At 58.2% G+C, this 18,257-nt stretch carries 18 protein-coding genes, 4 tRNA genes and 1 riboswitch; of the genes, 17 read left to right on the top strand and 5 right to left on the bottom strand.

Translation table 11 applies throughout. The annotated features are described in order from the left end of the window. Positions 1–38: 38 nt before the first annotated feature. The 6 genes from aruF to astE all read left to right on the top strand — a co-directional run bounded on the left by aruF (position 39) and on the right by astE (position 6,462). The gene (gene aruF / locus ACA071_RS23720; protein WP_497641364.1) at positions 39–1,058 is read left to right on the top strand and encodes an arginine/ornithine succinyltransferase subunit alpha; all 1,020 of its coding nucleotides are present in this window, start codon (positions 39–41) and stop codon (positions 1,056–1,058) included. Between the two features lie 53 nt (positions 1,059–1,111). Continuing rightward, the gene (astA, locus tag ACA071_RS23715) at positions 1,112–2,137 is read left to right on the top strand and encodes an arginine N-succinyltransferase (protein ID WP_133837982.1); all 1,026 of its coding nucleotides are present in this window, start codon (positions 1,112–1,114) and stop codon (positions 2,135–2,137) included. Continuing rightward, positions 2,134–3,603, top strand: a complete 1,470-nt coding sequence (gene astD, locus ACA071_RS23710) for a succinylglutamate-semialdehyde dehydrogenase (RefSeq protein ID WP_497645376.1) — start codon at positions 2,134–2,136, stop codon at positions 3,601–3,603. Before astA ends, astD begins: the two co-directional genes overlap by 4 nt. Positions 3,604–3,742: 139 nt before the next feature. After that, positions 3,743–5,089 carry an N-succinylarginine dihydrolase gene (gene astB / locus ACA071_RS23705; RefSeq protein ID WP_497641363.1) on the top strand — a complete coding sequence of 449 codons (1,347 nt, stop codon included), beginning with the start codon at positions 3,743–3,745 and terminating at the stop codon, positions 5,087–5,089. 62 nt (positions 5,090–5,151) lie between these two features. Further along, entirely contained in the window at positions 5,152–5,439 is a 288-nt protein-coding gene (locus ACA071_RS23700) for a hypothetical protein (RefSeq protein WP_033056735.1), read from the top strand. A gap of 12 nt (positions 5,440–5,451) precedes the next feature. Continuing rightward, a complete protein-coding gene (gene astE / locus ACA071_RS23695) occupies positions 5,452–6,462 on the top strand; it encodes a succinylglutamate desuccinylase (RefSeq protein ID WP_497641362.1) in 1,011 nt (336 codons plus the stop codon). A 118-nt stretch (positions 6,463–6,580) separates the two neighbouring features. On the opposite strand, the gene ACA071_RS23690 is transcribed toward astE, so the two are convergent. Next, on the bottom strand, positions 6,581–7,090 hold the full coding sequence (locus ACA071_RS23690) for a 6,7-dimethyl-8-ribityllumazine synthase (protein ID WP_497641361.1): 510 nt from the start codon (positions 7,088–7,090) through the stop codon (positions 6,581–6,583). A gap of 103 nt (positions 7,091–7,193) precedes the next feature. Continuing rightward, positions 7,194–7,364, bottom strand: a riboswitch (FMN riboswitch). Positions 7,365–7,560: 196 nt separating this feature from the next. Here ACA071_RS23690 and ltaE point away from each other — a divergent pair. The 7 genes from ltaE (at position 7,561) to ACA071_RS23655 (ending at position 13,526) form a co-directional block, all read left to right on the top strand. Further along, positions 7,561–8,565 carry a low-specificity L-threonine aldolase gene (gene ltaE / locus ACA071_RS23685; RefSeq protein WP_497641360.1) on the top strand — a complete coding sequence of 335 codons (1,005 nt, stop codon included), beginning with the start codon at positions 7,561–7,563 and terminating at the stop codon, positions 8,563–8,565. A gap of 146 nt (positions 8,566–8,711) precedes the next feature. Then, positions 8,712–11,330 carry an alanine--tRNA ligase gene (gene alaS, locus ACA071_RS23680; protein WP_497641359.1) on the top strand — a complete coding sequence of 873 codons (2,619 nt, stop codon included), beginning with the start codon at positions 8,712–8,714 and terminating at the stop codon, positions 11,328–11,330. Positions 11,331–11,420: 90 nt separating this feature from the next. Further along, complete coding sequence (locus ACA071_RS23675; RefSeq protein ID WP_123407338.1) at positions 11,421–12,662, top strand: aspartate kinase; 1,242 nt, start codon at positions 11,421–11,423, stop codon at positions 12,660–12,662. A gap of 189 nt (positions 12,663–12,851) precedes the next feature. Further along, a complete protein-coding gene (gene csrA, locus ACA071_RS23670) occupies positions 12,852–13,040 on the top strand; it encodes a carbon storage regulator CsrA (protein WP_003178872.1) in 189 nt (62 codons plus the stop codon). 62 nt (positions 13,041–13,102) lie between these two features. Next, positions 13,103–13,193 (top strand) — tRNA-Ser (locus tag ACA071_RS23665). 107 nt (positions 13,194–13,300) lie between these two features. Further along, a tRNA-Arg gene (locus ACA071_RS23660) sits at positions 13,301–13,377 on the top strand. A gap of 72 nt (positions 13,378–13,449) precedes the next feature. Next, a tRNA-Arg gene (locus ACA071_RS23655) sits at positions 13,450–13,526 on the top strand. A 19-nt stretch (positions 13,527–13,545) separates the two neighbouring features. On the opposite strand, the gene ACA071_RS23650 is transcribed toward ACA071_RS23655, so the two are convergent. Then, on the bottom strand, positions 13,546–14,064 hold the full coding sequence (locus ACA071_RS23650; protein ID WP_497641358.1) for a cell envelope protein SmpA: 519 nt from the start codon (positions 14,062–14,064) through the stop codon (positions 13,546–13,548). Positions 14,065–14,383: 319 nt separating this feature from the next. On the opposite strand from ACA071_RS23650, the gene mgtE reads away from it, so the two are divergent. After that, positions 14,384–15,826, top strand: a complete 1,443-nt coding sequence (gene mgtE, locus ACA071_RS23645; protein ID WP_497641357.1) for a magnesium transporter — start codon at positions 14,384–14,386, stop codon at positions 15,824–15,826. A 101-nt stretch (positions 15,827–15,927) separates the two neighbouring features. On the opposite strand, the gene ACA071_RS23640 is transcribed toward mgtE, so the two are convergent. Continuing rightward, on the bottom strand, positions 15,928–16,254 hold the full coding sequence (locus tag ACA071_RS23640) for an Arc family DNA-binding protein (protein WP_003178899.1): 327 nt from the start codon (positions 16,252–16,254) through the stop codon (positions 15,928–15,930). Between the two features lie 110 nt (positions 16,255–16,364). Here ACA071_RS23640 and ACA071_RS23635 point away from each other — a divergent pair, with 110 nt between their 5' ends. Further along, entirely contained in the window at positions 16,365–16,520 is a 156-nt protein-coding gene (locus tag ACA071_RS23635) for a hypothetical protein (RefSeq protein ID WP_497641356.1), read from the top strand. A 121-nt stretch (positions 16,521–16,641) separates the two neighbouring features. Beyond that, the gene (gene phnN / locus ACA071_RS23630; RefSeq protein ID WP_497641355.1) at positions 16,642–17,214 is read left to right on the top strand and encodes a phosphonate metabolism protein/1,5-bisphosphokinase (PRPP-forming) PhnN; all 573 of its coding nucleotides are present in this window, start codon (positions 16,642–16,644) and stop codon (positions 17,212–17,214) included. On the opposite strand, the gene ACA071_RS23625 is transcribed toward phnN, so the two are convergent. Next, positions 17,189–17,368, bottom strand: a complete 180-nt coding sequence (locus tag ACA071_RS23625; protein WP_497641354.1) for a PA3371 family protein — start codon at positions 17,366–17,368, stop codon at positions 17,189–17,191. The two genes, phnN and ACA071_RS23625, sit on opposite strands and share 26 nt — an antisense overlap. 22 nt (positions 17,369–17,390) lie before the next feature. After that, the gene (locus tag ACA071_RS23620) at positions 17,391–17,624 is read right to left on the bottom strand and encodes a hypothetical protein (RefSeq protein WP_497641353.1); all 234 of its coding nucleotides are present in this window, start codon (positions 17,622–17,624) and stop codon (positions 17,391–17,393) included. A 289-nt stretch (positions 17,625–17,913) separates the two neighbouring features. Here ACA071_RS23620 and ACA071_RS23615 point away from each other — a divergent pair. Then, positions 17,914–17,990 (top strand) — tRNA-Arg (locus ACA071_RS23615). Positions 17,991–18,257: the final 267 nt, after the last annotated feature.

The following is an 18,257-nucleotide window of genomic DNA, read 5'->3' as shown; positions in this document are numbered from 1 at the left end:
TTATTTCCCCCACAAGAGTAAGAGAAAGGAGTGACACCATGCTGGTGATGCGCCCCGCGCAAATGGCTGATCTGGGCGAGGTACAGCGTCTGGCTGCGGACAGCCCGATTGGTGTCACTTCCTTGCCGGATGACGTTGAACGCCTGAGCGACAAGATCGCCGCGAGCGAAGCCTCGTTTTCCGCTGAAGTCAGCTTCAACGGTGAAGAGAGCTATTTCTTCGTCCTCGAAGACAGTGCCACCGGCCAACTGGTGGGCTGCTCGGCGATCGTTGCTTCGGCCGGTTATTCCGAGCCGTTCTACAGCTTCCGCAATGAAACCTTCGTGCACGCTTCCCGCGAGCTGAAGATTCATAACAAGATCCACGTGCTCTCCCAGTGCCACGACCTGACCGGCAACAGCTTGCTGACCAGTTTCTATGTGAAGCCGGAACTGGTCGGTTCGCCATGGGCAGAACTCAACTCCCGTGGTCGCCTGCTGTTCGTCGCGAGCCATCCGGAACGCTTTGCCGATTCCGTGGTGACCGAGATCGTCGGTTACAGCGATGAAAATGGTGACTCGCCGTTCTGGGACGCCATCGGTCGCAACTTCTTCGACCTCAACTACGCCGCTGCCGAGCGTCTGTGTGGCCTGAAGAGCCGGACCTTTCTCGCCGAACTGATGCCGCACTACCCGATCTACGTGCCGTTGCTGCCGGACACCGCTCAAGAAGCGATGGGCCAGGTGCACCCGCGTGCGCAGATCACCTTTGACATCCTGATGCGCGAAGGCTTCGAGACCGATCATTACATCGACATTTTCGACGGCGGCCCGACCTTGCACGCCCGCGTCTCGGGGATCCGTTCGATCGCCCAGAGCCGTGTGGTCCCGGTAAAAATCGGCGAGCCGGTCAAAGGCGCCGGTCGTCAGTACCTGGTGGCCAACGCCCAGTTGCAGGATTACCGCGCCGTGTTGCTCGAGCTCGACTACGCGCCGGGCAAACCCGTGACCCTGGATCTGGAAGCGGCCGAAGCCCTGGGCGTCGGTGAAGGTGCCAGCGTGCGCCTGGTCGCGGTTTAAAGCCTTTCGAAGAGTTTCGCGGGTGGCGCAAGCGGCCCGTTTGAGGAGATAGCATGATCGTTCGTCCCGTACGCAGCAGCGATTTACCCGCTCTGATCGACCTGGCCCGCAGCACCGGCACCGGCCTGACTACCTTGCCTGCCAACGAAGAACGTCTGGCCCACCGGGTCGGCTGGGCCGAGAAAACCTTCCGTGGCGAAGCCGGGCGGGGCGACGCGGATTACCTGTTCGTGCTCGAAGATGACAATGGCCGCGTGGTGGGTATTTCCGCCATCGCTGGCGCGGTCGGCATGCGTGAGCCTTGGTACAACTTCCGGGTTGGCCTGACGGTCAGTGCCTCGCAAGAGCTGAACATCTACCGCGAAATCCCGACGCTGTTCCTGGCCAACGACCTGACCGGCAACTCCGAGTTGTGCTCGCTGTTCCTGCACGCCGATTACCGCAGTGGCCTTAACGGCCGCATGCTGGCCAAGGCGCGGATGCTGTTTATTGCCGAATTCCCGCAGCTGTTCGGCAACAAGATCATTGCCGAAATGCGCGGCGTGTCCGATGAAGCCGGGCGTTCGCCGTTCTGGGAAAGCCTGGGTCGGCACTTCTTCAAAATGGAATTCAGCCAGGCGGATTACCTGACGGGCGTGGGCAACAAGGCGTTCATCGCCGAACTGATGCCGAAGTTTCCGCTGTACACCTGCTTCCTGTCGCCAGACGCACGCAACGTGATCGGCCAGGTTCACCCGGACACCGAGCCGGCCCTGTCCATGCTCAAGAGCGAAGGTTTCAGCTACCAGGGTTACGTCGACATCTTCGACGCCGGCCCGGCGGTGGAGTGCGAAACCGGCAAGATCCGCGCGGTGCGCGACAGCCAGGCGCTGGTGCTGGCCATCGGCACACCGGGTGACGACGCCACGCCATTCCTGATTCACAACCGCAAGCGCGAAGACTGCCGGATCACTGCCGCGCCAGCACGCTTCGCCGCCGGTACGCTGGTGGTCGATCCGCTGACCGCCAAACGTCTTCAACTCAACGCCGGCGATCAAGTGCGCGCCGTTCCGTTGTCCGCTGCTCGGGAGTCGAAATAATGAATTCGCTATACATCGCAGGTGAATGGCTGGCTGGCCAGGGTGAAGCTTTTCAATCGCTGAACCCGGTGACCCAACAAGTCTTGTGGACCGGCGAAGGTGCCACCACCGCCCAGGTTGAATCGGCCGTGCAAGCCGCACGTCAGGCGTTCCCGGGCTGGGCCCGTCGGACTCTGGACGAGCGCATCACGGTTCTGGAAGCTTTTGCTGCCGCGCTGAAGAACCACGCTGACGAATTGGCTCGCTGCATCGGTGAGGAAACCGGCAAACCCCTGTGGGAATCGGCGACTGAAGTCACCAGCATGGTCAACAAGATTGCGATCTCGGTGCAGAGTTACCGTGAACGTACCGGCGAGAAGAGCGGGCCGTTGGGCGATGCCACAGCCGTGTTGCGTCACAAGCCACATGGCGTGGTCGCGGTATTCGGTCCTTACAACTTCCCGGGTCACTTGCCCAACGGTCACATCGTGCCGGCGCTGCTGGCCGGTAACAGCGTGCTGTTCAAGCCAAGTGAACTGACGCCGAAAGTCGCTGAGTTGACGGTCAAGTGCTGGATCGAAGCCGGCCTGCCGGCGGGTGTGTTGAACCTGCTGCAAGGCGCTCGTGAAACCGGGATCGCCCTGGCGGCGAATCCGGGTATCGACGGGTTGTTCTTCACCGGTTCGAGCCGCACCGGCAATCACCTGCACCAACAGTTTGCCGGTCGTCCGGACAAGATCCTGGCGCTGGAAATGGGCGGTAACAACCCATTGGTCGTCGACGAAGTGGCTGATGTTGAAGCCGCCGTCTACACGATCATCCAGTCGGCGTTCATTTCTGCCGGTCAGCGCTGCACCTGTGCCCGCCGCTTGCTGGTGCCGCAAGGCGCCTGGGGCGACACGTTGCTGGCGCGCCTGGTGGCGGTCAGCTCGACGATTGAAGTCGGTGCGTTCGATCAAACCCCGGCGCCGTTTATGGGCTCGGTGATTTCCCTCGGCGCGGCGAAAGCGTTGATGGATGCGCAGGAACATCTGCAGGCCAACGGCGCCGTGACGCTGCTGGAAATGACTCAGCCTCAGGCCCAAGCGGCGTTGCTGACCCCTGGCATTCTGGACGTTACCGCCGTTGCCGACCGTCCTGACGAAGAGCTGTTCGGCCCGTTGCTGCAAGTGATCCGCTACGCTGATTTTGAAGCGGCGATCGCTGAAGCCAACGACACCGACTACGGCCTGGCCGCCGGTCTGCTGTCGGATTCCGAAGCGCGTTATCAGCAGTTCTGGCTGGAAAGCCGCGCCGGGATCGTCAACTGGAACAAGCAGTTGACCGGTGCTGCGAGCAGCGCGCCATTCGGCGGTGTCGGCGCCTCGGGCAACCATCGCGCCAGCGCCTACTACGCGGCAGATTACTGCGCGTACCCGGTGGCGTCGCTGGAAACCCCGAGCCTGACCTTGCCTGGCACGCTGACCCCAGGTGTGCGGATGTCGTAAGACCGCTTCGCGAGCAAGCTTTGCTCCCACGGGTTGCATGAAACCTGTAGGCGCAAGGCTTGCCCGCGATGGCCACGCCTCGGTCTTACTGAATTGTTACCAGATGCCTATAAAAACAGATTCTCGTGGAGCCTCGCTGATGAAATCCTATGAAGTCAATTTTGACGGTCTAGTGGGGCCGACCCATAACTACGGCGGCCTGTCCTACGGCAACGTCGCGTCCCAGAGCAACAGCCAGCAGTCTTCGAACCCGAAGGAAGCGGCGTTGCAGGGCCTGGCGAAAATGAAAGCGCTGATGGAAATGGGCTTTCAGCAAGGCGTGCTGGCACCGCAAGAACGTCCGGACGTCGCCGCACTGCGCCGTTTGGGTTTCAGCGGTACCGACGCCCAGGTCATCCAGCAGGCCGCGAAAGAAGCGATGCCGTTGCTGGTCGCCAGTTGCTCCGCATCGAGCATGTGGGTCGCCAACGCCGCCACTGTCAGCCCGAGTGCCGACACCGCCGATGGCCGCGTGCATTTCACTGCCGCCAACCTGAACTGCAAATACCACCGCAGCATCGAACACCCGACCACCAGCCGCGTGCTGGGCGCCATGTTCGCTAACCAGCAGCACTTTGCTCACCACGCCGCATTACCGGCCGTGGCGCAGTTCGGTGATGAAGGCGCGGCCAACCACACGCGTTTTTGCCGTGAATACGGCGAGGCCGGTGTCGAGTTCTTCGTGTTCGGTCGCAGTGCCTTCGATAACCGTTACCCGGCACCGCAGAAATACCCGGCGCGCCAGACCCTCGAAGCGTCCCAGGCCGTTGCTCGTTTGCACGGTTTGAGCGATGACGGCGTGGTGTACGCCCAGCAGAACCCATCGGTGATCGATCAGGGCGTGTTTCACAATGACGTGATCGCCGTGGGTAACGGCGAAGTTTTGTTCTATCACGAGGATGCATTCCTCGACACCGAACAGATGCTGGCCGAGCTTTCCGGAAAACTCGCCAAAGTCGGTGGGAAATTTCAGTCTGTCTGCGTTCCGCGTTCCGCGGTAACCGTAGAAGACGCGGTTCGTTCCTACCTGTTCAATAGCCAGCTGCTGTCGCGTCCTGACGGCTCGATGCTGTTGATCGTGCCGGAAGAATGCCGTGGCAACGAGCGCGTCTGGCAGTACCTGCAAGGTTTGACCAGCTCTGGCGGGCTGATCCGCGAAGTGAAAGTCTTCGACCTCAAGCAGAGCATGCAGAACGGCGGTGGCCCGGCTTGCCTGAGACTTCGCGTGGCCCTCAACGAAACCGAACTGGCGGCGGTCAACCCAGGGGTTATCATGACGGCACCGTTGTACGGCACGCTGACCGAATGGGTCGACAAGCATTACCGCGACCGCATGACCGAAAACGATCTGGCGGACCCGCAATTGCTGCTTGAATGCCGGACGGCACTGGATGAACTGACGCAAATCCTTAAACTGGGCGCGGTTTATCCATTCCAGATCAATTGATCGACGGCGCGCTTTCTATCCGGACGCGCGCTGCTTCATCTCAAACGAGAGCGTAAAAAGACATGAGCGATACCCTGCAGCTGATCCTTGAAGACACCGACGGCACGCAACTGGAAACTTCCTGCACCCGCGTCGCGGTCATGTGGCAAGGCAAAGAGCTGTGGATCCAGCAAGACGGCCGCGGCCAGTTGTTGATCGGCGTGGACGTCGAAGAAGGCGATGCCGAATACGCAAACCTGCTGCTGCGCCCATTGGCGACTAATCTGGTAAGTCTGCAACTGGAAATGGAACCGGCCGAAGTCGGTGACGAAGACCACGTGCACGGCCCGGATTGCGCACACGACCACTAAGGAAATCGCTCTATGCTCGCCCTCGGCAAACTGCTTGAACTGACCCTCGCCGGCCGCGAACCGGCGGAGAAGACTCAACTGACTGTCGAAGGCGTGCGGATGCGCTGGTTGAGCGAAGGTGCGCTGGAAGTCCGGCCACCTGAAGCTCGCGACAATGGCCTGGACCTGCTGTTATCGGCCGGTATCCATGGCAACGAAACAGCGCCGATCGAGTTGCTTGATCGCCTGTTGCATGACATCGCCCGTGGCGATCTTAAACCGCGCGCACGTATTCTGTTCCTGTTCGGCAACCCCGAGGCGATCCGTCGCGGCGAGCGTTACATCGAGCAGGACGTCAATCGGCTGTTCAATGGCCGTCACGAACAAAGCAGCGGTTCCGAAGCCCTGCGTGCTTGTGAACTGGAGCGACTGGCGGCGAGTTTCTTTAGCCTGCCGGACCGCGACCGTCTGCACTACGACCTGCACACGGCGATTCGTGGCTCGAAGATCGAGCAATTCGCGTTGTACCCGTGGAAAGAAGGTCGCCAGCACTCGCGTCTGGAGCTGGCGCGCCTGCGTGCTGCTGGCATGGAAGCGGTGCTGTTGCAGAACAAACCATCCATCGTCTTCAGCTCTTACACCTACGACAAGCTCGATGCCGAGGCTTTTACCCTCGAACTGGGCAAGGCCCGGCCATTCGGGCAGAACGACGGGGTCAATGTCGATCTGCTGGAAACCCGACTCAAACAGATCATCGAAGGCAACGAGCCGCCCGTGGCCGAAGCGTCGCTGGACGGTTTGCAGCTATTTAGCGTGGCGCGGGAAATCATCAAGCACAGCGACAGCTTCCGCTTGAACCTGCCCGCGGACATCGAGAACTTTTCGGAATTGGAAGTGGGTTACGTGCTGGCCGAGGACATCGCCCAGACCCGCTGGATCATCGAAGAGAAGGGCGCCCGGATTATCTTCCCGAACCCCAAGGTGAAGAACGGGCTGCGCGCTGGCATCCTGATCGTGCCGACCACCGACGAAAACCTCGCCTGACTGATCGTTCCCACGCTCCGCGTGGGAATGCCGCCACGGACGCTCCGCGTTCGGCTCTGGATGTGACGCAGAGCGTCACGGGATGCATCCCCACGCGGAGCGTGGGGACGATCACTGACTAGACCGCGACTGCGCGTGGCTCGCTACGACGCAATGCACGGGTCTTGTGCAACGTATCCGCACACGTCTTCGCCGCTTCCTGGCCTTTATGCACGAAATGCTCGAAGAAGAACTTCTGATGTTCTTCGCCGGCATGGAAGTGGTGCGGGGTCAGGACCACCGAGAACACCGGCACTTCGGTTTCCAGCTGCACCTGCATCAGGCCGCTGATTACCGATTGGGCGACGAATTCGTGACGGTAGATCCCGCCGTCCACCACCAGGCCGGCGGCAACGATGCCAGCATAACGACCGGACTTGGCCAGCAGCTTGGCGTGCAACGGGATTTCAAAGGCGCCGCCGACTTCGAAGAAATCGATGTCCGATTCCTGATAGCCCTGGGCAATCATTTCGGTGAGGAAGCCTTTACGGCTCTGATCGACGATTTCCTTGTGCCAGCAGGCCTGGATGAACGCGACGCGCTCGCCCTGATGGTTTTTGCTTTTGCTATCGATTGCGGTGGGTTGCATGTTCTGGTTCCTGTTTGTGTGAAAAACAGGGCTTATGAATCGAATGGGATTTAAGGGTACGCGTGCTCGCAAAAAATGCTCGCAGACGGCCCTTTGGCGCCAATCCCGTTCTCTCTTCATCCGGACTATGACCGTCGGCCCCGGGATCACACCGGGTCTGCTGACCTTGCCGCCAGTCACCGCCGAAGCCGTGCTGTCACCAAGCGCTCGCGGGCTATGCGCATTGCGCGCAATTACCGCCGGTGGGGAGTTGCACCCCGCCCTGAGAACGTTTTGCCGCCAGAATGTTTGGCGGCGAAGCGTTTTTAACACATATTTCCTGCGTGCGCATTGCTGCTTTCTGATGATTGATATCGAGTTTTCCGAAGGTACAAAGCGCCTTTTCTCCGCCCAAGGGTTGATTATTCGTCGGCATGACCGCAGTAACTCAACCTGGATAGGGATTTCCCCTGCTTACCGAGGCCAGATTCATGAGCGTTATCGATCTTCGCAGCGACACCGTCACCCAGCCGTCCCAGGGAATGCTCGACGCCATGACTGCGGCGGCTACCGGTGACGACGTTTATGGTGAAGATCCGACGGTCAATCGTCTGGAAGCGGAACTGGCCAAACGGCTGGGTTTTGCCGCCGCGCTGTTCGTCCCGACGGGCACCATGAGCAACTTGCTGGGATTGATGGCGCACTGCGAACGCGGTGAGGAATATATCGTCGGCCAACAGGCCCACACTTATAAGTACGAAGGTGGCGGTGCTGCAGTGCTCGGTTCGATCCAGCCGCAGCCGCTGGAATTGCAGGCTGACGGTTCCCTGGACCTGGCCCAGGTTGCCGCGACGATCAAGCCGGACGATTTCCATTTTGCCCGCACCCGTTTGCTGGCCCTGGAAAACACCATGCAGGGCAAGGTCTTGCCACTGGAGTATCTGGCCCGAGCGCGTAGTTTCACCCGAGAACACGGCCTGGCCCTGCACCTGGACGGCGCGCGCCTCTACAACGCCGCAGTCAAACTGGGTGTCGATGCCCGGGAGATCACTCAACACTTCGACTCGGTGTCGGTCTGTCTGTCCAAGGGGCTGGGCGCGCCAGTTGGTTCGGTGTTGTGTGGTTCGGTCGAGTTCATCGCCAAGGCACGCCGCCTGCGTAAAATGGTCGGCGGCGGTATGCGCCAGTCCGGGCTCCTTGCCGCAGCAGGCCTTTACGCTTTGGACAATAACGTCCAGCGCCTGGCCGACGACCACGCCAATGCGCAATTTCTTGCTGAAGGCCTGAGCAAAGCCGGTTATGAAGTCGAGCCAGTGCAGACCAACATGGTTTACGTCGCCATGGGCGACAAGGCCGAAGCGATTAAAGCGTTCGCTGGCGAGCGCGGCATCAAGCTGAGCGCTGCCGGGCGTCTACGGATGGTCACGCACATGGACGTCAGCCGCGCGCAAATCGAGCAGGTCATCGCTACATTCGTCGAGTTTTCGCGCAACTGACAGCGTTAGCCGTCCAATTGACCGTTTCTATCGTATAAACACGCTGTACCCCGCGCGCAGGGCCGATATAATGCGGCCCTTTGCCGTCGCTTCGTCTGATGACGTTTTGCACAGGCCTTTGGCCGCAGCCTCCGTGGAAGAACCTAATGAAAAGCGCAGAAATCCGTGAAGCCTTCCTTCGCTTCTTCGAAGAGCAAGGCCACACCCGTGTAGCCTCCAGCTCTTTGATTCCGGGCAACGACCCAACCCTGCTGTTCACTAACGCGGGGATGAACCAGTTCAAGGACTGCTTCCTGGGCCAGGAAAAACGTGCGTACACCCGTGCGACCAGCAGCCAGAAGTGCGTGCGTGCCGGTGGCAAGAACAGTGACCTGGAAAACGTCGGTTATACCGCTCGTCACCACACGTTCTTTGAAATGCTGGGTAACTTCAGCTTCGGTGACTATTTCAAGCACGACGCGATCACCTACGCCTGGACCTTCCTGACCGGTGTCCTGAAGCTGCCCAAGGAAAAACTCTGGGTAACGGTCTACGCCTCGGACGACGAGGCCTATGACATCTGGACCAAAGAAATCGGTGTGCCTGTCGAGCGCATGATTCGCATCGGCGACAACAAAGGCGCGCCATACGCGTCCGACAACTTCTGGACCATGGGCGATACCGGCCCGTGCGGTCCTTGCACCGAGATTTTCTACGATCACGGCGACCACATCTGGGGCGGCCCCCCGGGTTCGCCGGAAGAAGACGGCGACCGTTATATCGAGATCTGGAACAACGTGTTCATGCAGTTCAACCGCACCGCCGACGGCGTGTTGCATCCGCTGCCAGCGCCGTCGGTCGATACCGGCATGGGCCTGGAGCGGATCAGTGCGGTGATGCAGCACGTTCATTCCAACTACGAAATCGACCTGTTCAAGAACCTGTTGAGCGCTTCGGCCCAGGCCATTGGCTGCAGCAATGACGACCAGTCTTCGCTGAAAGTGGTTTCCGACCACATCCGTTCGTGCGGTTTCCTGATTGCCGATGGCGTGTTGCCTTCCAACGAAGGTCGCGGCTATGTACTGCGCCGTATCATTCGTCGCGCGTGCCGTCACGGTAACAAGCTGGGTGCGACCGGCAGCTTCTTCTACAAGATTGTTGCAGCGCTGGTGGCCGAGATGGGCGAAGCCTTCCCGGAACTCAAGCAGCAGCAATCCAACATCGAGCGCGTACTCAAGGCCGAAGAAGAGCAGTTCTCCAAGACTCTGGAGCACGGCCTGAAGATTCTCGAGCAGGATTTGCTGGAACTCAAAGGCACCGTGGTGCCGGGCGACGTGGTGTTCAAGCTGTATGACACCTACGGTTTCCCGATGGACCTGACCGCTGACATCGCCCGCGAACGCAACCTGACTGTCGATGAAGTCGGTTTCGAGCGCGAAATGGAAGCTCAGCGCGTACGTGCGCGTTCGGCCAGTTCGTTCGGTCTGGACTACAACACGTTGGTCAAAGTAGACGTGGCGACCGAGTTCACCGGCTACAAGGCCACCAGCGGTTCGGCGAAAATTGTCGCTATCTATAAAGAAGGCCAGTCGGTCGACGTCTTGAGTGAAGGCGAAGAGGGCGTGATCGTTCTGAATCAGACCCCTTTCTACGCGGAGTCCGGCGGCCAGATCGGCGATTGCGGTTATCTGCAAGTCGGCAGCAGCCGTTTTGACGTGCGCGACACCACCAAGACCGGCGGTGCTTTCCTGCACCACGGTGTAGCGGTGTTGGGTAGCCTGACCATCGGCGCGCCGGTAGAAACCCATGTCGATGCCGATGTGCGGCACGCCACCTCGCTGAACCACTCGGCGACGCACTTGCTGCACGCGGCATTGCGTCAGGTGCTGGGCGATCACGTTCAGCAGAAAGGCTCGTTGGTCGACAGTCAGCGCCTGCGCTTTGACTTCAGCCACTTCGAAGCCATCAAGCCTGAGCAGTTGAAAGCCCTGGAAGACATCGTCAACGCCGAGATTCGCAAGAACTCCGCGGTTGAAACCGAAGAAACCGATATCGAGACCGCCAAGCAAAAAGGCGCCATGGCGCTGTTTGGCGAGAAGTACGGCGACAACGTGCGCGTGCTGAGCATGGGCGGTGATTTCTCCGTCGAGCTGTGCGGTGGCATCCACGCCAACCGTACCGGCGACATCGGCCTGCTGAAAATCATCAGCGAAGGCGGTGTGGCCTCCGGCGTACGTCGTATCGAAGCGGTCACCGGCGCGCAAGCGCTGGCATACTTGAACGCTGCGGAAGAACAACTCAAGGAAGCGGCCAACCTGGTCAAGGGCAGCCGCGACAACCTGATCGACAAGCTGTCGGCTGTGCTGGAGCGCAACCGTCTGCTGGAGAAGCAACTCGAGCAGTTGCAGGCCAAGGCAGCCAGCGCGGCGGGCGACGATCTGTCGGCTTCGGCGCTGGATGTCAAAGGCGTGAAAGTGCTGGCCGTGCGTCTGGACGGCCAGGACGGCAAGGCGCTGCTGGCGCTGGTCGATCAATTGAAAAACAAACTCGGCCGCGCAGTGATCCTGCTCGGCAGTGTCCATGAGGAAAAGGTCGTTCTGGTTGCAGGCGTAACCAAGGACCTGACTGGCCAACTCAAAGCCGGTGATTTGATGAAGCAAGCCGCTGCGGCAGTGGGCGGGAAGGGCGGTGGTCGTCCGGACATGGCGCAGGGCGGTGGTGTAGACGCCGGCGCACTGGACGCGGCATTGGCCCTGACCGTTCCATTTGTAGAGCAGGGTTTATAAGGCGGTTGGCCGGGCGCGCGGTCTAGTGGCGGGTCCGGCAACTGTTTGAGTGATTATTGGGCGCCCTTCATGGGCAGAGGCGGCTTTGAAATGGCTTTGATCGTACAGAAATTTGGAGGCACCTCGGTCGGCACTGTCGAGAGAATCGAGCAGGTCGCCGACAAGGTTAAGAAATTCCGCGATGCCGGCGATGACCTGGTGGTTGTGCTGTCTGCAATGAGCGGCGAGACCAACCGTCTGATCGATCTGGCCAAGCAAATCAGTGGCGACAATCAGCCAGTTCCCCGTGAGCTGGATGTGATCGTCTCCACCGGTGAGCAGGTGACGATTGCCCTGTTGGCCATGGCGCTGATCAAGCGCGGCGTGCCAGCGGTGTCCTACACCGGCAATCAGGTACGGATTCTGACGGACAGCGCGCACAATAAAGCGCGTATCTTGCAGATTGACGATCAGAAGATCCGCGGTGACTTGAAGGCAGGTCGCGTGGTGGTTGTCGCCGGTTTCCAGGGCGTCGACGAGCACGGCAACATCACCACCCTCGGTCGTGGCGGTTCCGACACCACCGGCGTGGCGCTGGCAGCGGCCCTGAAGGCTGATGAATGCCAGATCTACACCGATGTGGACGGCGTCTATACCACTGACCCGCGCGTGGTGTCCGTGGCCCAGCGCCTGGACAAGATTACCTTCGAAGAGATGCTGGAAATGGCCAGCCTCGGTTCCAAGGTGTTGCAGATCCGTGCGGTGGAATTCGCCGGCAAGTACAACGTTCCGCTGCGCGTACTGCACAGCTTCAAGGAGGGTCCGGGCACCCTCATTACTATTGATGAAGAGGAAACCATGGAACAGCCGATCATTTCCGGCATCGCTTTCAACCGCGATGAAGCCAAGCTGACCATCCGTGGCGTGCCAGACACCCCGGGTGTGGCGTTCAAGATTCTTGGGCCGATCAGCGGCGCGAACATCGAAGTCGACATGATCGTGCAGAACGTTGCGCACGATAACACCACCGACTTCACCTTCACCGTGCACCGCAATGACTTCCAGGCCGCGCAAACCGTGCTGGAAAACACCGCTCGCGAGATCGGTGCCCGTGAAGTCGTGGGTGACATCAAGATCGCCAAGGTTTCGATCGTTGGCGTCGGCATGCGTTCTCACGCAGGCGTGGCCAGCCGCATGTTCGAATCCCTGGCCAAGGAAAGCATCAACATCCAGATGATCTCGACGTCGGAAATCAAAGTCTCCGTGGTGATCGAAGAGAAGTACCTGGAACTGGCTGTGCGCGCGCTGCACACGGCTTTCGAACTGGACGCGCCTGCCCGTCAGGGCGAGTGATGCGTTTACCGAAGGGCGCGGTCTGACCGCGCCCTTCGTCTTTTTTGAATGGCGCGACCCAGGACTCTGTTCTTTTGCTCGCGCTGGTCAATACTCAGGCATGTAGGGCTGCGATCGTTCCGGTTGTAGGTCAAGTGCCTTTTTTTTGCAGACTGTTGTCCCTGAACTGAAATGCGTGAGGAGAAAGGTATGCTGATTCTGACTCGTCGGTGCGCAGAAAGCCTGATTATTGGTGATGGCGAAATCACTGTGACCGTGCTCGGCGTTAAAGGAAATCAAGTGCGTATTGGCGTTAACGCGCCTAAAGAGGTTGCTGTTCACCGCGAGGAAATCTACTTGCGGATCAAGAAAGAGAAGGACGACGAACCAAGCCATTAATTTTTATCGTTTTTTATGTTTGCAAACGGGGAAAAGGTTGGTTAAGATACGCCCCGTGTTGCGGAGAGCTGGCCGAGTGGCCGAAGGCGCTCCCCTGCTAAGGGAGTACACCTCAAAAGGGTGTCGGGGGTTCGAATCCCCCGTTCTCCGCCATTATTTGCGTAGTACGTTGTAATCTGGCTTCTTCGGTAAGTTGTTGAAATTACTAGAAAAAGTGTTTGACATAGAGATTAGACGGCCTATAATGCGCGGCAACAAATGCACTCGTAGCTCAGCTGGATAGAGTACTCGGCTACGAACCGAGCGGTCACAGGTTCGAATCCTGTCGAGTGCACCATTTAAGAGTTGTTTGCAGTAATGCGAGCGACTTTGCTTCAGCCAGTTGTGGTCTGGTTTAAAAACACAAAATGCACTCGTAGCTCAGCTGGATAGAGTACTCGGCTACGAACCGAGCGGTCACAGGTTCGAATCCTGTCGAGTGCACCAAACACCAAAAAGCCCGCGTTTAACGCGGGCTTTTTGCCGTCTGGGATTTGGCTTTTCCTTTGACGCATCCTTTCTCATCGAAATCGACGTGAGCACTTCGGCCTCGCTTGAGGTCATAGCGGTAGCTCGTGGCAGAATTGCGAATACTGATCTTGTCCGGTTTGCCGAGTGAGCTTTCGACGTCCTGCTGACTCATGCCGGCAACGACGCGCTGATTGATGATCGCTTCGCGCCGTTGTTTGGCGTCGATCAGGTTTCCACACTTGTCCTCGGGTTGGCCGACGACGGTTGGCTCCCTTCTTTTTAAGTTCGTACCTGGTATTTCCCGGGTGCTGGCCTCAGGCATGATCGCAATGCTGGTGCCTGGCATATATGGGCTTACGACCTGAGGTGAAAGACGCTCCTCAGCCTTGCAGCTCAGTGTAGTGAAGGTGAGGCGTCCATCGGCTGCCTCACATCGGTGTATGGTCGCCGCAAGCGCCCAGGGCGGTAAGCAGAGAAGGGTGATCAGCAGCAGAAGGTGTGTGTTTGATGGCATTCGGCGTCCTCCATGACGTTCCCTCTGAAGGGTAGTCGCTACATTTTTCGGCCGCCGTGTGTTTTCTTTTCAGGATAAGTCGTCGCAGTTTCATGGATAGGACAGCGCTCAGGTTTGTCTTGCAAGCGCTTGTTTCAGCCACGATTTTTTAACGTTTTAAACCGTCAGGCGGTGTATCATTGCGCCCGTCAGCCCCGCCGGGGCTTATGGAAAACCTCCATGGACTTACCCAGTAGTTACTCAGTACCCCGTTTTTCCAATCATGAATTGACTGATTGATCCTTCCGGCGTGCCCCGCTGCTGGGAGTGGAGTTCGCCTATGTCTGAAGTTGAAGTAAAGAAAACGCAGGAAAGCTTGCAGGACCGCCTGGCTCAAGTCGTTGAGCTGTTGCAGCGTCAGCGAGTGGTCGAAGACCTGACTCATCGCCAGGAAGGCCCACATCACGACCGGGTCGAGAACCTGGTTCACCGGCAAAACCTCGTCGAGCTGCAGCGTAAGCTTGATGATCTGCACTCCGCTGACGTTGCCTACATCCTTGAAGCCTTGCCGCTGGGCGATCGTCTGACGCTCTGGCAATTGGTCAAGGCTGATCGTGACGGCGACATCCTTCTCGAAGTATCCGATTCGGTTCGTGAAACGCTGATTGCCGACATGGACGATCACGAGCTTCTGGCTGCGGCCAAGGATATGGATGCCGACGAACTTGCTGACCTGGCCTCCGAGCTGCCGCGAGACGTCGTCCATGAGCTGATGGAAACCCTTGACGGCCAACAGCGTGAGCGCGTTCGCTCCGCGTTGTCCTATGACGAGGACCAGGTCGGTGCTCTGATGGACTTCGAGATGGTGACTATCCGTGAGGATGTCAGTCTCGAAGTGGTTCTACGCTATCTGCGTCGTCTCAAGGAGTTACCGGGGCACACCGACAAGTTGTTCGTGGTCGACTATGACGGCGTGCTCAAGGGCGTGCTGCCAATCAAGCGCTTACTGGTCAACGATCCGGATAAACAGGTTGCTGAAGTCATGGCCAGTGATCCGGTGAGTTTTCACCCGGATGAAGATGCCTATGATGCCGCTCAGGCGTTCGAGCGTTACGACTTGATCTCTGCACCGGTGGTCGACAAGAACGGTAAGCTGATCGGCCGTCTGACCATTGATGAAATGGTCGACCTGATTCGTGAAGAGAGCGAAAACGAAGTTCTCAACATGGCGGGTCTGCGCGAAGAAGAAGACATTTTCGCGTCAGTCTGGAAATCCCTGCGTAACCGCTGGTCCTGGCTGGCAGTGAACCTGGTGACTGCTTTCGTAGCATCCCGGGTAATTGGCCTGTTCGAAGGCTCCATCGAGAAGCTGGTGGCACTCGCGGCGTTGATGCCGATCGTGGCGGGTATTGGTGGCAACTCGGGTAACCAGACGATCACCATGATCGTTCGGGCCATGGCGCTGGATCAGGTCAGTACCGGCAATACCTCGCGCTTGATGCGCAAAGAACTCGCGGTAGGTTTGATCAACGGCCTGGTCTGGGGCGGGGTCATTGGGGTCGTCGCCTATCTGCTCTATGGCAGTTGGTCCCTTGGCGTAGTGATGACGGCAGCGATGACACTTAATCTGTTGCTGGCGGCGTTGATGGGGGTGCTGATTCCCATGACGTTGGCGCGGCTCGGTCGCGACCCGGCAATGGGTGCCAGTGTAATGATCACGGCCATGACCGACAGTGGTGGGTTCTTCATATTCCTTGGGTTGGCTACCATCTTCCTGCTTTGACTCGCATCTTGAAGCCCGCCACATTGGCGGGCTTTTTTGTGCCTCAAATTCAAGGCAAAAAAAAGCCAGCGGTTATGCCGGCTTGAATTTTTTGGGGTGGATCAGGACGCGTCTGCGGCCATTTCAGCGTCATGGGCGATCAGCGAAACAAGAGCGTTTTGCTGACGGTGGGAGAGTTGACGGAAGCGTTGCAACAGTTCGCGTTCGTGCAACGACAGCTCCGGGCTGTCCAGGCGCATGCTCAGCTCTTCGCCCAGTGCACCTTCCTGAATAAGACTCTGCTCAAGGCGCGCAATGATTTCGGAGTTCATGCTGCGATGATGATTGCGAGCCACCTCGGCAATGCGTTCACGCATTCCGTCTGGCAGACGTACGACAAACTTGTCAGCCGTACGGCTGGAATAAATTGCCTGTTTCAATGGGCGCATATATTTAACCGGTTAGTTCAGGGGAGCGGTTCTCGGGATTAGCCGCAGGATGTCTGATGTGACAAGCACTCTGGCCAAATGTTCAACCTGAATTGATAGAGGCTCGCATCATGCCTCAAAGCAGCCAGTTCATTGGCGTCAATTCTGTGACAAATATTGAACTGGATAAAGGCGTTATGCCAGCACCAATTATCAGAAATGCGGACTGGTTTGAAAAGCTTGCCTTGGTCCATATCTCTGACCGCGTCCTCTTGCCCGGCAGGTGATGTCCAAGGACGCCTGAAGGTGCATGCTATGCGGATTCGATCATCGTTCCTTACCTTATATAGGATAGTGGCAAATGGCCGATTTACTAGAGGCGAACCTGTAGTGCGGGATGATTTCAGGATGGATGGCAGATTGATTTATCTGATGGGGCCTTCGGGGTCGGGTAAAGACAGTCTCATCGAGGCAGCTCGGCAGCCTTTGCAGGCGCTGGGTTGCGAAGTGGTACGTAGGGTCATCACGCGTTCAGCCGAATCCGTGGGCGAGGACGCCATTGGGGTTACTCCTGAGGAGTTCGAGCGGCGCAAGGAGGAGGGCGGCTTCTCGCTTTCCTGGCGCGCCAACGGACTGGATTACGGGATTCCCGTCGAAATCGATCAATGGCTCCAAAATGGGCGCCATGTTCTGGTCAATGGCTCTCGCGGGCATCTGCCCGTTGCGCTGGCGCGCTATCCGGCGATGCTGCCGGTGTTGCTGACGGTCAAGGATGGAGTGCTGCGCGAGCGGTTGTTGCGACGGGGGCGCGAGAGCCTGGAGGACATTGAAGCCAGGCTTCGGCGCAACAGGCTATTCGCAGTTGATCATTCAATCTGCGAAACGCAAATCCTTCGACTCGATAACTCTGGCGACTTGGCTGTCACGGTCAACAATCTTCTGAGTCTGCTGGGGCTTAGTGTAAAACCGGATCAAATTTGATTCGACGCCCGGCGATCAACGCGAGCACGAACAATGCACCAAAGACGCCGCAGGCAATCAAGGGCAGGGCAAGTAGTGTGTCCTGATCCAGGACTAGATGAAGGATGCCACTCAACAAGGCCAGGATAAAAAATCCAGTGGCTGATTTGGACATGTGGTGCTCCTGGTTGTGAAAGTCAAAATACCAATCGTTCGGAAGGCAGTGTCTGTAGCAGAGAGTTCTCTTGGCTCACTTCCTGGTTTGCAAAAACGTGCTGATCACTCATGACCGCCAGTTGGGGGGCTTTCTGAAGCTGGAGGTAATGAGGCATGCGCTGGGCAACCACTTCAGCGTTACCCTCGGGGATCAATTGAAAGCCAAGCAGCACAGTCAAGGCGATCGCATTCGAGAGTAAAAGGGCGCTGTTCATGGGGTTATCCTCCATTGTTCTTGGAGAATAGCTAAAGCAGTCCGCATGCCAAGAGTCTAACGGCTATTAAATCCTTTAAAAACAATGGATTGGGGTTAAATTTCCAAAAGGTGCCAGTGCAATTTGCAATGATGGCGTTTTGAGGTGGTGCAATTTGCACGGTAGATAACGCCGTGGGGGCATGAGGCGCTTGCCTACACTTAAAAAGCCTAAGGACGACATGACAAAAGCGGGGCTGCCCGTTAACATGCTCGCCGTCATCGCATCGCGGTTCTCGCGGGCGACTTGTGTCTCAGTAGCTCAATTGGATAGAGCATCCCCCTCCTAAGGGGAAGGTTGGCAGTTCGAACCTGCCCTGGGACACCACTTTCATTTCAAGCTCGGCTCCTTTTTCCCTGAATTCCCTTTCTGGTTCTCAATCGCCCCCTGAAGCGGGCGTTGGATCTGGGTGCGTTTTTGTGGCTGCTTTCCGGGAGGTTGGGGGCTTTGCGGTTCTCTTCTATATAGAGGGAGCGGTGCCGCTCTCCTATATAGAGGGCTAAACGAAGTGTTTTCCGGCTTTCTGCAAGTTATTGATAGAAAAGCGAAATCAGGGCTTGACGGCAGATTCTGGAAGTCTATAATTCGCCCCAC

It is taken from the genome of Pseudomonas sp. LBUM1646 (assembly GCF_059716165.1).
The sequence above is the reverse complement of the archived record's forward strand: the minus strand, read 5'-3'. Positions and strand labels throughout refer to the sequence as shown.

What these genes read in the sequence shown, in the direction of transcription:
- ACA071_RS23625 (WP_497641354.1), bottom strand. Translation starts at nt 17,368, where the DNA reads ATGTCCAAATCAGCCACTGGATTTTTTATCCTGGCCTTGTTGAGTGGC.
- ACA071_RS23700 (WP_033056735.1), top strand. Translation starts at nt 5,152, where the DNA reads ATGAGCGATACCCTGCAGCTGATCCTTGAAGACACCGACGGCACGCAA.
- ACA071_RS23650 (WP_497641358.1), bottom strand. Translation starts at nt 14,064, where the DNA reads ATGCCATCAAACACACACCTTCTGCTGCTGATCACCCTTCTCTGCTTA.
- alaS (WP_497641359.1), top strand. Translation starts at nt 8,712, where the DNA reads ATGAAAAGCGCAGAAATCCGTGAAGCCTTCCTTCGCTTCTTCGAAGAG.
- phnN (WP_497641355.1), top strand. Translation starts at nt 16,642, where the DNA reads ATGGATGGCAGATTGATTTATCTGATGGGGCCTTCGGGGTCGGGTAAA.
- ACA071_RS23620 (WP_497641353.1), bottom strand. Translation starts at nt 17,624, where the DNA reads ATGAACAGCGCCCTTTTACTCTCGAATGCGATCGCCTTGACTGTGCTG.
- ACA071_RS23690 (WP_497641361.1), bottom strand. Translation starts at nt 7,090, where the DNA reads ATGCAACCCACCGCAATCGATAGCAAAAGCAAAAACCATCAGGGCGAG.
- ACA071_RS23640 (WP_003178899.1), bottom strand. Translation starts at nt 16,254, where the DNA reads ATGCGCCCATTGAAACAGGCAATTTATTCCAGCCGTACGGCTGACAAG.
- aruF (WP_497641364.1), top strand. Translation starts at nt 39, where the DNA reads ATGCTGGTGATGCGCCCCGCGCAAATGGCTGATCTGGGCGAGGTACAG.
- csrA (WP_003178872.1), top strand. Translation starts at nt 12,852, where the DNA reads ATGCTGATTCTGACTCGTCGGTGCGCAGAAAGCCTGATTATTGGTGAT.
- astA (WP_133837982.1), top strand. Translation starts at nt 1,112, where the DNA reads ATGATCGTTCGTCCCGTACGCAGCAGCGATTTACCCGCTCTGATCGAC.
- astB (WP_497641363.1), top strand. Translation starts at nt 3,743, where the DNA reads ATGAAATCCTATGAAGTCAATTTTGACGGTCTAGTGGGGCCGACCCAT.
- ACA071_RS23675 (WP_123407338.1), top strand. Translation starts at nt 11,421, where the DNA reads ATGGCTTTGATCGTACAGAAATTTGGAGGCACCTCGGTCGGCACTGTC.
- mgtE (WP_497641357.1), top strand. Translation starts at nt 14,384, where the DNA reads ATGTCTGAAGTTGAAGTAAAGAAAACGCAGGAAAGCTTGCAGGACCGC.
- ACA071_RS23635 (WP_497641356.1), top strand. Translation starts at nt 16,365, where the DNA reads ATGCCTCAAAGCAGCCAGTTCATTGGCGTCAATTCTGTGACAAATATT.
- ltaE (WP_497641360.1), top strand. Translation starts at nt 7,561, where the DNA reads ATGAGCGTTATCGATCTTCGCAGCGACACCGTCACCCAGCCGTCCCAG.
- astE (WP_497641362.1), top strand. Translation starts at nt 5,452, where the DNA reads ATGCTCGCCCTCGGCAAACTGCTTGAACTGACCCTCGCCGGCCGCGAA.